The 12,691-nt window shown below is 72.0% G+C and carries 11 protein-coding genes; 6 read left to right on the plus strand and 5 right to left on the minus strand.

From position 1 onward, the window contains the following. On the plus strand, positions 1 to 1,098 hold a 1,098-nt coding region (locus ACZ4M3_RS18980), incomplete at its 5' end, for a hypothetical protein (protein ID WP_467734036.1). A gap of 279 nt (positions 1,099 to 1,377) precedes the next feature. Here ACZ4M3_RS18980 and ACZ4M3_RS18985 read toward each other — a convergent pair. Together ACZ4M3_RS18985 and rfbA are read right to left on the minus strand one after the other, a co-directional pair. Continuing rightward, the gene (locus ACZ4M3_RS18985) at positions 1,378 to 2,031 is read right to left on the minus strand and encodes a dTDP-4-dehydrorhamnose 3,5-epimerase family protein (protein ID WP_467734734.1); all 654 of its coding nucleotides are present in this window, start codon (positions 2,029 to 2,031) and stop codon (positions 1,378 to 1,380) included. Positions 2,032 to 2,033: 2 nt separating this feature from the next. Next, the gene (gene rfbA, locus ACZ4M3_RS18990) at positions 2,034 to 2,906 is read right to left on the minus strand and encodes a glucose-1-phosphate thymidylyltransferase RfbA (protein ID WP_467734038.1); all 873 of its coding nucleotides are present in this window, start codon (positions 2,904 to 2,906) and stop codon (positions 2,034 to 2,036) included. 66 nt (positions 2,907 to 2,972) lie between these two features. Between rfbA and rfbB the strand changes: the two genes are divergently transcribed. Both rfbB and rfbD read left to right on the plus strand, forming a co-directional pair. Next, positions 2,973 to 3,947, plus strand: coding sequence for a dTDP-glucose 4,6-dehydratase (gene rfbB, locus ACZ4M3_RS18995; protein ID WP_467734040.1), 975 nt, complete (start codon positions 2,973 to 2,975; stop codon positions 3,945 to 3,947). 29 nt (positions 3,948 to 3,976) lie between these two features. Next, positions 3,977 to 4,810 carry a dTDP-4-dehydrorhamnose reductase gene (gene rfbD / locus ACZ4M3_RS19000; RefSeq protein ID WP_467734736.1) on the plus strand — a complete coding sequence of 278 codons (834 nt, stop codon included), beginning with the start codon at positions 3,977 to 3,979 and terminating at the stop codon, positions 4,808 to 4,810. A 229-nt stretch (positions 4,811 to 5,039) separates the two neighbouring features. Here the strand turns inward: rfbD and ACZ4M3_RS19005 are convergent, their stop codons facing one another. Next, positions 5,040 to 5,690 carry a DUF4360 domain-containing protein gene (locus ACZ4M3_RS19005; protein WP_467734042.1) on the minus strand — a complete coding sequence of 217 codons (651 nt, stop codon included), beginning with the start codon at positions 5,688 to 5,690 and terminating at the stop codon, positions 5,040 to 5,042. Positions 5,691 to 5,921: 231 nt separating this feature from the next. Here ACZ4M3_RS19005 and ACZ4M3_RS19010 point away from each other — a divergent pair, with 231 nt between their 5' ends. Beyond that, positions 5,922 to 7,154, plus strand: coding sequence for a cytochrome P450 family protein (locus ACZ4M3_RS19010; protein WP_467734044.1), 1,233 nt, complete (start codon positions 5,922 to 5,924; stop codon positions 7,152 to 7,154). On the opposite strand, the gene ACZ4M3_RS19015 is transcribed toward ACZ4M3_RS19010, so the two are convergent. Beyond that, positions 7,151 to 9,238, minus strand: coding sequence for a SpoIIE family protein phosphatase (locus tag ACZ4M3_RS19015; protein WP_467734046.1), 2,088 nt, complete (start codon positions 9,236 to 9,238; stop codon positions 7,151 to 7,153). The two genes, ACZ4M3_RS19010 and ACZ4M3_RS19015, sit on opposite strands and share 4 nt — an antisense overlap. A gap of 115 nt (positions 9,239 to 9,353) precedes the next feature. Continuing rightward, positions 9,354 to 10,043 (minus strand): aspartate/glutamate racemase family protein, encoded by a 690-nt coding sequence (locus tag ACZ4M3_RS19020; RefSeq protein WP_467734048.1) that lies wholly within the window; start codon positions 10,041 to 10,043, stop codon positions 9,354 to 9,356. A gap of 150 nt (positions 10,044 to 10,193) precedes the next feature. Between ACZ4M3_RS19020 and ACZ4M3_RS19025 the strand changes: the two genes are divergently transcribed. Beyond that, positions 10,194 to 11,495, plus strand: coding sequence for an MFS transporter (locus tag ACZ4M3_RS19025; RefSeq protein ID WP_467734049.1), 1,302 nt, complete (start codon positions 10,194 to 10,196; stop codon positions 11,493 to 11,495). Continuing rightward, a complete protein-coding gene (locus tag ACZ4M3_RS19030; protein ID WP_467734051.1) occupies positions 11,492 to 12,682 on the plus strand; it encodes an anhydro-N-acetylmuramic acid kinase in 1,191 nt (396 codons plus the stop codon). Before ACZ4M3_RS19025 ends, ACZ4M3_RS19030 begins: the two co-directional genes overlap by 4 nt. Positions 12,683 to 12,691: the final 9 nt, after the last annotated feature.

Genomic DNA, 12,691 nt, shown 5'->3' on the forward strand with positions numbered 1-12,691 from the left:
ACCACCCTGGCTGCCCTGACTGCCCTGGGCTCCGGTACCGCCCTGGTTGCCCTGCGCCCCGGCACCGCCCTGATTTCCTTGGCTGCCCTGGGTTCCCGCAGTCCCCTGATTTCCCTGCGCCCCGGCGTCCCCTTGACTGCCCTGCGCCCCGAGACCACCCTGACTGCCCTGGGCACCGGTACCACCCTGGCTGCCCTGACTGCCCTGGGCTCCGGTACCGCCCTGGTTGCCCTGCGCCCCGGCACCGCCCTGATTTCCTTGGCTGCCCTGGGTTCCGGCGACCCCCTGACTTCCCTGCGGGCCTGCCCCGCCCTGATTGCCCTGGGCCCCGGTTCCCTGAGAACCCTGGCTGCCTTGGGAGCCCTGAATGCCTTGGGAGCCCTGGGACCCGGTGCCCTGGCTGCCCTGCGTGCCCTGGAATCCTTGCGTGCCCTGAAAGCCCTGGCTGCCCTGGGAGCCCTGAGTGCCCTGGGACCCGGTGCCCTGGGAGCCCTGAGTGCCCTGGAATCCTTGCGTGCCTTGGAACCCCTGTGTGCCCTGAAAGCCCTGGCTGCCCTGCGTGCCCTGGAACCCCTGCGTGCCCTGGAACCCCTGTGTGCCCTGAAAGCCCTGGCTGCCCTGCGTGCCCTGGAACCCCTGCGTGCCCTGGTTGCCTTGGGGGCCCTGGGGGCCTGGTGGGTGGGGGTGCGGGCGCGGGTGGTCATGAGGCTTGCCATTGCCCGTCCCATGACCGCCGTCGTCACCATGGCCACCATGGCCACCGTCATCACCAGGCCCGCCTGGTTCGTCAGCATGGCCACCATGACCGCCGTCGTCACCGTGGCCACCGTCACCAGGGCCGCCTGGTTCGTCGCCATGGCCACCGTCGTCACCATGGCCACCATGGCCACCGTCGTCCCGAGGCCCGCCTGGTTCGTCACCGTGGCCACCGTCGTCACCATGGTCCCCATGACCACCGTCGTCACCGTGACCGCCGTCTTCATCGGCCCCCCGCGGTGGGCGGGGCTCGAAGGCGGCACTCACAGCACCGTTCGAGCCTGGCACACCGATGGAGTAATCGACGGACGTGGCTGTCGCGTTGGCCGGAGCGGTCGTTGACGAACCGAGATTGACGAGCAAGCCAAGAGTTCCCGACGCCGCGAGCGTAGTGACGGCCCGGACCCACGATCTACGAAGAGACTGACGCTTCATGACGGAACCTTCCCGCAGGCTGAAAACCGATACGCCGAGGGGGGGTGACGGGTCACACGGGCATGCCACACCATCACGTCGGACGGCATGAATGAGCGCCCAGGCTGTGGCGCAGACGTGCCAGCAGCAGTGTGCCGGGACCCGATTCCACGCCGACCGTTGACAGCGCATGTCGCCGCACTTCATTCAATTGGCGTACGGGCCTGCATTCGGGCTGCTCGTCCTTCGCTCCTGAGGTCTGTCCGGGGCTGAACGACAGGAATAGATGCCCTCCGCCGGGCATGCGTCGTCCGACGGCAGCATCCCCCCCGCCACCACCTCGGCCCACGACGGCGCCGCCGCGTCCCTGTCGGAGAGCAGCGGTGCGTCGGTCGGCCACTGGATGCCCAGGTCAGGATCGAGCGGATGGACCGCGTGCTCGGCGGTCGGCCGGTACGTCGTCGAGCACAGGTACGTCAGGGTCGCGTCGTCGGTGAGTGCGCAGAAACCATGGCCCAGCCCCTCCGAGAGATAGACCGCCCGACGCTCGATGTCGTCCAGCCGGATGCCCTCCCAACGGCCGAAGGTGGCCGAGCCGACCCTCAGGTCGACCACCACGTCCCACACCGCACCGCGCACACAGGTGACGTACTTGGCCTGCCCGGGCGGCACGTCGGCGAAGTGGATGCCGCGCACCACGCCCTTGGCGGATACCGAGAGATTGGCCTGGGCCAGTGGTAGCGGCCTGCCCACCGCCTCCGCCAGCCGGTCGAAGCGGTACCACTCGGTGAACAGCCCGCGCTGGTCGCCGTGCACCTGCGGGACGATCTCGAACGCGCCGGCGATCGTCAACTCGCGGATCTTCACCGCTCACCCTCATCAAGCAGCCCGAGAAGGTACTGGCCGTAGCCGCTGTGGAGCAGCGGTTTTGCCAGCAGGCGCAGTTGGGAGTCGCCGACGAGTCCGGACCGCCAGACCGTCTCTTCGACGCAGCCGACCTTGAGGCCCTGCCGCTCTTCGATCACCCGGACGAACTCCGAGGCCTGCACCATCGAGGCGAAGGTTCCGGTGTCCAGCCAGGCCGTGCCCCGGTCGAGCGGGGTGACGTAGAGCTCACCGGTGTCCAGATAGGCCCGGTTGACCTCCGTGATCTCCAACTCCCCACGAGCGCTGGGGCGAAGGCCCTGGGCGATCTCCACCGCCCGGTTGTCGTAGAAGTACAGTCCGGGCACCGCGTACCTGGATCGCGGACGGGCCGGCTTCTCCTCGATGCTCAGCACCTGGCCCAGCTCGTCGAACTCCACCACCCCGTACGCCGACGGATCGGCGACGGGGTAGGCGAACACCCTGCCCCCCTTCATGTCGGAGTGTTGGGCGAGCCTGGTGCCGAGGCCGCTGCCGTGGAAGATGTTGTCGCCAAGGATCAGCGCGACAGGGCCGTCCCCGATGAAATCCGCACCGAGCACGAGGGCTTGCGCGATGCCCTCCGGGCGTGCCTGCACCGCGTACTCAAGGCGGAGGCCCCATTGGCTGCCGTCGCCGAGCAGGCGGTAGAACTGGGGCTGGTCGTCGGCCGTGGTGACGATCAGGATTTCACTGATGCCGGCCATGACCAGGGTAGAAATAGGATAGTAAATCATCGGTTTGTCGAAGACCGGCAGCAGTTGTTTGGATACCGATCGAGTAAGCGGCCACAAGCGGGAACCAGTGCCACCGGCCAACAGAATGCCTCGCATGGCGACAGCGTATGACTTTGACGGTCGATTCGGCCGCAAGCCGAGTGGCGCTAGAATCTGCCCACTATGCGCATCCTGGTTACCGGCGGCGCCGGGTTTATCGGTTCCGAGTTCGTTCGCTCCGTGCTGAGTGCGGACTCCGAGAGCAGAATTACCGTCCTGGACAACTTCACCTACTCGGGCGTCGAGGAAAACCTCGCGCCGGTGGCTCACCATCCCGGGTACGCCTGCGTGCGCGGTGACATCTGCGACGTGGAGACGGTGGACGCCGTGATGCCGGGCCACGACGCGGTGGTCCACTTCGCCGCCGAGTCCCACGTGGACCGCTCGATCGACGGCGCGGCAGCGTTCGTACGGACCAACGTGACCGGCACCCAGGTGCTGCTGGATGCCGCCCGCAGGCACGGCGTCGGCCGGTTCGTGCACGTCTCCACCGACGAGGTGTACGGCTCGATCGGCAAGGGCTCATGGACGGAGGAGTCGCCGCTCGCCCCCAACTCGCCGTACTCCGCGTCAAAGGCCGGCTCCGACCTGCTGGCCCTCGCCTGCCATCGCACGCACGGCCTGGATGTGGTGGTGACCCGCTGCTCCAACAACTACGGGTCCCACCAGTTCCCGGAGAAGGTCATCCCCCTCTTCACCACGCACCTGCTCGAGGGGAAGAAGGTGCCACTGTACGGGGACGGTGGCAACGTCCGCGACTGGCTGCACGTCTCCGACCACTGCCACGCCATCGAACTGGTGCTCCGCGGAGGCCGGGCCGGCGAGGTCTACCACATCGGCGGCGGAAGCGAGATCACGAACAAGGAGCTCACCGGCATGCTGCTCGAGGCGACCGGAAACGGCTGGGACATGGTCCGGCACGTGCCCGACCGCAAGGGACACGACCGGCGCTACTCCCTCGACATCACCAAGATCCAACGAGAGTTGGGCTACCGGCCGCGGATCTCCTTCGCGGACGGCCTGGCCGCGACCGTCGATTGGTATCGCGACAACCGTGCCTGGTGGGAGCCGCTGAAGAGCCGGGCGGCACTGTCGTGACCCGCTGGCTGGTCACCGGCTCCGGCGGGATGCTCGGTCGCGACGTGCGGACCCTGCTGACAGACCGGCAGTTCACCGCGCTCGATCACGCCGCCCTCGACATCACCGACCCGGAGGCCGTCCGCACCGCAGTCTCCGGTCACGACGTGGTGATCAACTGCGCCGCCTGGACGGACGTCGACGGCGCCGAGGCCGCCGAGGCCACCGCCACCGCCGTCAACGGAACGGGTGTGCGCCACCTGGCTCACGCCTGCCGGGACAGCGGCGCTCGACTGCTGCATGTCTCCACCGACTACGTCCTGCCGGGAGACGGCACCGAGCCGTACTCCGAGTCGGCCCCGACCGGGCCGGTCAACGCGTACGGCCGCAGCAAGCTGGCCGGCGAACGGGCGGTTGCCGAACTTCTGCCCGATACCGGCTACATCGTGCGTACCGCCTGGCTGTACGGCGAGCACGGCCGAAACTTCGTCGCCACCCTGCTCGGCCTGGCCGCCCGCAGGAGTACCGTCGAAGTCGTCAACGACCAGTACGGGCAGCCAACTTGGACGCACGATCTGGCTGGTCTCCTGGTGATGCTCGGCCACGCCGACAAGGCCCCGCCAGGTGTCTACCACGCCACCGCGACCGGCCGCACCACCTGGTACGGCCTGGCCCGCGCGGCATACGAACTCAGCGGACTCGATCCGGACCGCATCCGCCCGACCGCATCGGCGGCGTTCCCGCGCCCTGCCCGCCGGCCCGCCTTCAGCGTCCTCGGCCACGCCCGCTGGGCCGCGGCGGGCCTGCCCGTTCTCCCGCACTGGCGCACATCACTCGCCGAGGCCCTGCACCGACCCTCGTTCACCGCCCTCGTGCACCAGTAGGCGCCGGGAAGAGCGGCGGCGCGGAACTCAGCCTTTGGTCAGGACGAGCTCCGTGTTCCGGCCCTCCGCGGTGCCCGACGGCGTCGACCGGGCGCCCGGTGCGTTGCAGCCCAGTTCCCGGTAGAGCGCCGCCTGGCCCGTCTGGGCGAAGACTGTCGGCCGGACGGACGGCCGGGCACGCCGGGCCGGGGGCCCGGATGCCCGGCCGCCACAGCCGGCCGACGGGAGATCAGCGCTCGGGACAGGTCTTCCAGGCGAAGTGGTAGACGGTCCGGATGTCACCGTCCGCTGAGTCCATCGCGACGAAGCTGTTGGTCTTCGCCGGGTCGGAGGTGCCCGCGTTGACGCGCAGTTCGGTGTTGATGTTGAAGTTGCGCTGCACGCCGCACGGCGCCCACACCAGTTGGTCCCAGTCGGTGGAGTCCGTCACCTGCCAGTCGTTGTCGAACGCGCCGTTGAACGTGTGCGTCCTGCTCGCCGTGTCGGGCGACCCCTGGAAGTAGTAGGACGCCTTCTGCGTCGCTCGCGCGCCGCGCTCCAGATGCGCGTAACCGCGGTAGTCGGCGCTCGCGACGGCGTAGGAGTAGCCCTGCGGGACGTGGACGATCAGGTTGATCTGGCAGTTCTTGCGGAAGTCGGTCGGCTGGGCGCCTACGCCCACCTGCGCCAGGTACTGGCTGTAGGTGACCGTGAAGGCGGTGTGGTCGGGGGCGAGGGCGACCGCCGCGGTGCCGAGCGGGCAGCCGGAGCCGTTGACGGACGCGACGTCGATCACGATCTTGTCGGGCGGCGGGGTGAAGGGGGTGGGAGCGGCCGGGGCCAGTGCTGAGCCGGCGAGGAGCGCGGCGGTCGCACCGCCCACGAATAAGACACCGGGCATGATGCTCCGATCGGTTGTCGGTGGCCTTGCCTGATGTGGGGGACGTCCGGCCGCGTGGCGGAGCGGGTTGCGGACCGCTTCGGATAGTAGGGAGCAAGTCACCGGCGCAGTAGGGCGGATACCGGCCGAAGAACCGGCCCGGGCGCGGTGGTCGCGGGGCCGGCTGTCAAGATCGACGGCATGGACGACCGGTCCGCGATCCGCCGTCCCGGCGGAACAGGAGGAAAGCACATGACGCGGCACACCCACGACGGCCCGCGGACGGACGGGGCGGCTCTCCCCCGGCCCTTCGACGGGGCGTTCGCGGCGGATCCCCACGCCGTGTACCGGCGGCTGCGCGAACAGGGATCGGTCCACCGGATCGCGCTGCCCGACGGCTCGCCGGTATGGCTGGTCACCCACGAGGCGGACGTCCGGGAGGGCCTCGCCGACCCCCGGCTGTCCGTCAACAAGCGTCACTCCACCACCGGTTACACGGGCTTCTCGCTGCCCTCCGCGCTCGACCGCAACCTGCTGAACATCGATCCGGAGGATCACCGGCGGCTGCGCCGCCTCGTGTCCCACGGCTTCACCCCCCGCCGCGTCGAGCAGCTGCGGGACAGCGTGCGGGCCATCGTGGACGACCTGCTGACGGGGCTGGCGGCGGAGCTGGATGCCCGCGGCGAGGCGGATGCCGTCGCCGCCTTCGCCAAACCGCTCCCGCTGCGCGTGATCGGTTCGCTGCTGGGGGTGCCGGACGCCGACCAGGACCGGTTCTCGGGCTGGGTCACCGGCATGCTCGCGCCGCGCGGGCGCGAGGAACTCGTGGAGGCGATCGGCCGGATCCACCGGTTCCTGATCGCTCTCGTGGCCGGCCGCCGCTCCGGTCCCGGGGACGACATGCTCTCCGACCTGATCGCCGCGCGCGACGAGGGGGACCGGCTCAGCGAGGACGAACTCGTCTCGCTGGCCTTCCTGATCCTGCTGGCCGGCAGCGAGAACGTCCAGCACGTCATCGCCAACGGCCTGCTCACCCTGCTCGCGCACCCGGACCAGCTGGCCGAACTGCGCGAGCGGCCCGACCTGTTCCCCGCCGCGGTGGAGGAACTCCTGCGCCACGCCCAGCCCATCCAGACGACCATCCGGCGCTTCGCCACCGAGCCCGTCGAGTTCGGCGGCGTCCTGATCCCGGCCGGGGACACGGTGCTGCTCTGCCTGGCGTCGGCCCACCGGGACCCGGCCCGGTACCCGGACCCCGACCGCTTCGACATCCACCGGGCGGACCCGGCCCACCTGGCCCTCGGGCAGGGCATGCACTACTGCCTCGGCGCCCCGCTCGCCCGGCTCCAGATCACCCTCGCCCTGCGCACCCTGCTCGACCGCTTCCCCGCGCTGCGCACGGCCCGCCCGGCCGGACAGCTCCGCTGGACGACGACGTTCCGCTTCCACGCCCTGCGGGAACTGCCGGTCACGACCGCCCCTTAGGGAGTGTCCGGGTCCACCGGGAGCATCCGGGCCATCAGCAGGGCGACGTCGTCGTGGTCGCCGGGGCGGCGCAGCGCCCGTAGCAGCAGGTCACAGGTGTCCTCCAGGGGGCGGTGCGGGCCGGCCAGGAGGCTGAGCAGGAGATCGAGGCGCTCGTCGAGGGACTGGTCGCGGGTCTCCACGAGCCCGTCGGTGTACAGGACCAGCTGGTCGTCGGGGGCGAGGGCGAGCCGGGTGGTGTGGAAGGGGACGCCACCGACCCCGAGCGGCGCGCCGGTGGGCAGGTCGAGCAGTTCCGGCAGCCGGCCGGGGCGCATCAGGACCGGTGGCAGGTGCCCGGCGAGCGAGATGTGGCATTCGGCGCGCAGCGGGTCGTAGACGGCGTAGGCGCAGGTGGTGATCGTGTGCTCCATCCCGGCGGCGGCCTGGTCGAGGTACTGCAGCACCAGCGCGGGGTCGAGGTCGAGCTGGGTCAGGGTCCGGGTGGCGGTGCGCAGCTGCCCCATCGTGGCGGCGGCCGCGATGCCGCTGCCCATGACGTCACCGATGACGAGGGCGGTCTTCTCGTCGGCCAGCGGGATGACGTCGAACCAGTCGCCGCCGATCTCGCTGGTGGCCCCGGACGGCTGGTAGCGGTGGGCGATCTCCAGGCCCAGCCGGTTCGCCGGCTGGTGCGGAAGCAGGTTGCGCTGGAGGGTGAGGGCGGCGTGCCGCTGGTTCTGGAACAGCCGGGCGTTGTCGACGCAGACGGCCGCGCGGGCGGCCAGTTCGACCGCCAGGGTGACGTCGTCGTCGTCGAACGGGGCGGGCGTACGGGCGCGCATCAGGCCGACGGCGCCGATCACCTCGCCGCGGGCCACCAGCGGCACCGCCAGGTAGGAGTGCAGCCCCGCCGCGGCCAGCAGGGCGGCCGCGTTGTCGTCCCGGGCGATACGGCGCAGGTCCGGTCCGGTCACCCGGGCCACGAGGACGGGGCGGCCGGTGTTCACGCACTTGGTCACCACCCGGTCGGTGTCGTACTGGGCGAGTTCGCCGGTCTGGTCGGTGGCCTGCGCCGCCCCGGTGGGGTAGGCGGCGACCACCGCCAGGGCCCGGAACCGGGCCGGTCCGGCCGGTTCGCCGGTGGTGCGGCGGCCGTGCAGGACGCTGTCGAGGACGTCCACCGTGGCGACGTCGGCGAGCTGCGGAACGCACACCTCGGCCAGTTCCCGTGCGGTCTGTTCCAGGTCGAGGGTGGTGCCGATGCGTACGGAGGCGTCCGCCACCACCGCGAGGCGCCGACGGGCGCGGGCGGCGTCCGCGGCCGCCCGGTGCTGATCGGTCACGTCGACCACGGAGACCGCCACGCCGAGGACGTGCCCGGCCGGGTCGTCGAGCCGGTAGTAGGACACGGACCACGCCCGGTCCTGCGGGTCGGCCGGGGTACGGCCGACCACGAACTGGTCCAGCAGCGGCACGCCCGTGGTGAGCACCTGCCGCATGTCGGACTCGATGGCCTCCGCGTCCAGGAACGGCAGCGCCTCGCCGACGGTCCGGCCGAGGTGCTCGGCGGCGGGCAGGCCGTTGATGTGCTCCAGGGCCGGGTTGACCAGCACGTACCGCAGCTCGGTGTCGGTGACGCCGAGGCCGATCGGGGACTGGGAGACCAGCCGCAGGGAGAGCGCCAGATCGCGCTCGACGCGCCGGAGCGTGGGGTGGTCGGTGGCGATGCCGAGGGCGTAGAAGTCTCCCAGGTCGTCCTGGAGCCGCATGTTGCGGAACTCCACCAGCCGGGTGCTGCCGTCCTTGTGCCGGACGGGGAAGCTCCCGGCCCAGCGCCGGCCGCTCTTCATCACCTGGGTGAACAGCTCGACCACCAGGCCGCGGTTCTCCGTCGACACCAGCAGCGCGGCCGCGGGCCGGCCGAGCGCCTCCTCGGCCGAGAAGCCGAATAGGTCCTCGGCCTGCGGGCTCCAGAACACGATGCGGCCGCGGGCGTCCAGGACCACCGCGGCGAGGCTCAGTACGTCGAGCAGGCCGCCCGGTGCCGCCGGATCCGCCTCCGTGCTGTGGATCTCGGCCCGGAACGCGTCGGACGTGCTCATGGCCCGAACCCTTTCCGCTCACTCCCTGGCGCACCGTGTGCCGGCCCAGACCACCGGCTCCGCTCCTCCAAACCCTCCCACCGTCTCTCCGTACCGGCGACCCGGCTCCCGGCCGTCAGGCCAGTGCCGCCCGGACCGCGGCCTCGGCGTGGATGCGCGCGGTCGGGAAGACCGGTACGGGGCTGTCCTGCGGGCCGATGAGCAGCTCGATCTCGGTGCAGCCGAGCACGATCCCCTGGGCGCCGGCGGCGACCAGTTCCCCGATCACGTTCCGGTACGCCGTCCGTGACTCCGCGCGCACGATGCCCCGGCAGAGCTCCTCGTAGATGACCCGGTGGACCAGGTCCCGTCCGGCGGCGTCGGGGACGAGGACCTGGAGGCCGCCCGCTTCGAGCCGGCCGCGGTAGAAGTCCTGCTCCATGGTGAAGGCGGTCCCCAGCAGCCCGACCCGGCGCGGCCCCTGCTCCCGGACGGCGTCGGCGGTGGCGTCGGCCAGGTGGAGCAGGGGCACGCTGAGCGCCTGCTGGATGCGGTCGGCGACCTTGTGCATGGTGTTCGTGCACAGGAGCACCAGGTCGGCCCCGGCCGCCTCAAGGGACCGGGCGGCCGCTGCGAGGAGTTCGCCCGCGTCGTCCCAGCGGGCCTGCGCCTGGAGTTCCTCGATCTCCGCGAAGTCCACCGAGTAGACGACGCACCGCGCCGAGTGGAGGCCGCCGAAGCGGTCGCGGGTCAGCTCGTTGAGCAGCCGGTAGTACTCGGCGGTCGATTCCCAGCTCATGCCGCCGAGCAACCCGATGGTCTTCATCCGCGTACTCCCGTGCCCGCAGTGGAATCCATAAGGCTGAGAGCGTAACAACCCTCTGTTTATAAGCATCCCTTTGGGATGGGTGCTGCTTTCTGCTGAACCGGCCCGCCGCCCGGCGTCGCGGGTCCGCCCGGCGGGCACGCAGCACGCGTGACCCCTCTCGCCCTGCGCCCGGCGGCCCCGCTCCGCACCGCCTCCCGCCGCGCGCTGCTCGCCGGCTCGGCGGGCAACCTCGTCGAGTGGTACGAGTTCGGGGTCTACGGCTGCTTCGCGACCGTGATCGCGGCCCAGTTCTTCACCCCGCGGGCGGGAACCGCGGCGGGCGCCCCGGCACTGGTGGCGACCTACGCCTCCTTCGCCCTCGCGTTCTTCTTCCGGCCCGTCGGAGCGCTGCTGTTCGGCCGGCTGGGAGACCGGCTCGGCCGGCGGCCCGTGCTGGTCCTGGTGGTGGGCCTCATGACGCTGGCCACCACCTTGATCGGGCTGCTGCCCACCCGGGCCGCCATCGGTCCCGCCGCGCCCTGGCTGCTCACGCTGCTGCGGGTGCTGCAAGGGCTGTCCGCGGGCGGGGAGTTCGGCGGCGCCGTGGCGCTGATGACGGAGTCCGCCCCGTCGGGCCGGCGCGGGCTGTACGGGGCGTGGCAGTCCTTCACGGTCGCCCTCGGGCTGCTCGCGGGCGCGGCGACGGCCGCCGCCGTGGCCTCCGCACTGCCCGGCGAGGCCCTGAACGCGTGGGGGTGGCGGATCCCGTTCCTGCTCGCCCTGCCGCTCGGCGGGGTCGCGCTGTGGCTGCGTACGGCGCTGGAGGAGCCGCCGCCCGCAGCCGCGCCGACGGTGACGGGGGCGCGGGCGCGCCGGGAGCGGCCCGCGCGCGCCGTGGCACTCGCCGTCGCCCGGGTGATGGGGTGGTCGGCGGCCGGGTACACCTTCCTCGTCGTCCTGCCCTCCTACCTCCAGTCCGTCCTGGGCTCCTCGGTACGCGAGGCCCTGGTCGCCACCGCCCTCGCGAACCTCGGCTTCGCGGCCTGCGTACTGCCCGCGGGGCGGCTCAGCGACCGGACCGGCCGGCGGCCGGTGATGCTCGGCGGGGCGCTGGCCGTCGTACTGCTGGCGTTCCCGCTGTTGCACCTGCTGCGCGACCCCGCCCTTCCCCCCGCGGCGCGGGCCGGCTCCCTGTTGGTGGCGGGCGCGCTCGTCGGCCTGATGGCCGGGCCGGGACCGGCGATGCTGGCCGAGATGTTCCCGCGCGACGTGCGCTGCACCGGACTGGGGCTGGCCTACTCGCTCGCCAACGCGGTGTTCTCGGGCTGCGCCGGTCTCGTCATCACCGCGGCCGTCGCGGCGACGGGCGATGCCTCCGTACCGGCCTGGTACGCCGCCTCGGCGTGCGCGGTCAGCGCGCTCGCCCTGTCCACCCTGAGCGCCGACGGCCACCGGGAGCCGCTGCGATGAGGGTGATCGGCCTGATGTCGGGGACCTCGTACGACGCCGTCGACGCCGCGGCCGCCGACCTCGGGCCTGACCGCGGGGACGGGATCCTGCACCTGACACCGCTGGGCATGATCAGCGAACCGTACGCCGCGGACCTACGGGCGGAGCTGGCGGCCGCACTGCCGCCCGCGGCGACCACGATGGCCGGCGTCTGCCGCCTGGACACCCGCATCGGGCAGGCCTTCGCCCGGCTCGCGGTCCGCGCCGACCGGGAACTGTGCGACGGACGGGCGGAGTTGATCGCCTCGCACGGCCAGACCGGGTACCACTGGGTGCAGGACGGCCGGGTGCGCGGCACGCTCCAGCTCGGCGAGCCGGCCTGGATCGCCGAGAGCAGCGGCTGCCCCGTCGTCTCGGGCTTCCGTCCGCGGGACGTGGCGGCGGGCGGTCAGGGCGCACCCCTGGTGAGCCTGGTCGACCTGATGCTGCTGCGCGGGCGGCCCGGCGTCCCGGCCGCACTGAACATCGGGGGGATCGCGAACCTGACGGTGATCCCGCCGGGCGGGGACCCGGTGGCCTTCGACACCGGCCCGGGCAACGCGCTGATCGACGCCGCGGTGCGCGAGCTGAGCGGCGGCCGGCTGGCGTACGACGAGGACGGCGCCCTCGCCGCGGCCGGGCGCGTCCAGCTGCCCCTGCTGGAGCGGCTGCTGGACGAGCCGTACTATGCGATGCCCTGGCCCAAGACGACCGGCAAGGAACTCTTCCACCACGCCTACCTGCGCCGCGCGCTGGCCGGCGCGGGCATCCGCGAGCTCCTGCCCGAGGACCTCGTGGCCACGCTGACCCGGCTCACCGCCACGACGATCGCCGCCGCGCTGCGCCCGTTGGGCGCCACGGAGGTGTTCGCCTCGGGAGGGGGCGTCCGCAATCCGACGCTGACGGCGATGCTGCGGACGGAACTGGGTCCCGTCGCGCTGCGCACCTCGCAGGAGCTGGGCCTGCCGGCCGCGGCGAAGGAGGCGTACGCGTTCGCGGTGCTGGGATACCTCACGCTGCACGGGCTGCCCGGCAACGCTCCCCGGTGCACGGGGGCGGCCGGCCCGCGCGTCCTGGGGTCGATCACCCCGGGCCGCCGCGCCCTGCGCCTGCCCCCGGCCCCGGTGGCCGTCCCGCACTCCCTGGTCGTGCACCCGCCGCGCGCGTGACGGGCCGGG

The organism is Streptomyces sp. NPDC026522, from assembly GCF_055567555.1.

What these genes read in the sequence shown, in the direction of transcription:
- rfbA (WP_467734038.1), bottom strand. Translation starts at nt 2,906, where the DNA reads ATGCGAGGCATTCTGTTGGCCGGTGGCACTGGTTCCCGCTTGTGGCCG.
- rfbB (WP_467734040.1), top strand. Translation starts at nt 2,973, where the DNA reads ATGCGCATCCTGGTTACCGGCGGCGCCGGGTTTATCGGTTCCGAGTTC.
- rfbD (WP_467734736.1), top strand. Translation starts at nt 3,977, where the DNA reads ATGCTCGGTCGCGACGTGCGGACCCTGCTGACAGACCGGCAGTTCACC.
- ACZ4M3_RS19005 (WP_467734042.1), bottom strand. Translation starts at nt 5,690, where the DNA reads ATGCCCGGTGTCTTATTCGTGGGCGGTGCGACCGCCGCGCTCCTCGCC.
- ACZ4M3_RS19010 (WP_467734044.1), top strand. Translation starts at nt 5,922, where the DNA reads ATGACGCGGCACACCCACGACGGCCCGCGGACGGACGGGGCGGCTCTC.
- ACZ4M3_RS19015 (WP_467734046.1), bottom strand. Translation starts at nt 9,238, where the DNA reads ATGAGCACGTCCGACGCGTTCCGGGCCGAGATCCACAGCACGGAGGCG.
- ACZ4M3_RS19020 (WP_467734048.1), bottom strand. Translation starts at nt 10,043, where the DNA reads ATGAAGACCATCGGGTTGCTCGGCGGCATGAGCTGGGAATCGACCGCC.
- ACZ4M3_RS19030 (WP_467734051.1), top strand. Translation starts at nt 11,492, where the DNA reads ATGAGGGTGATCGGCCTGATGTCGGGGACCTCGTACGACGCCGTCGAC.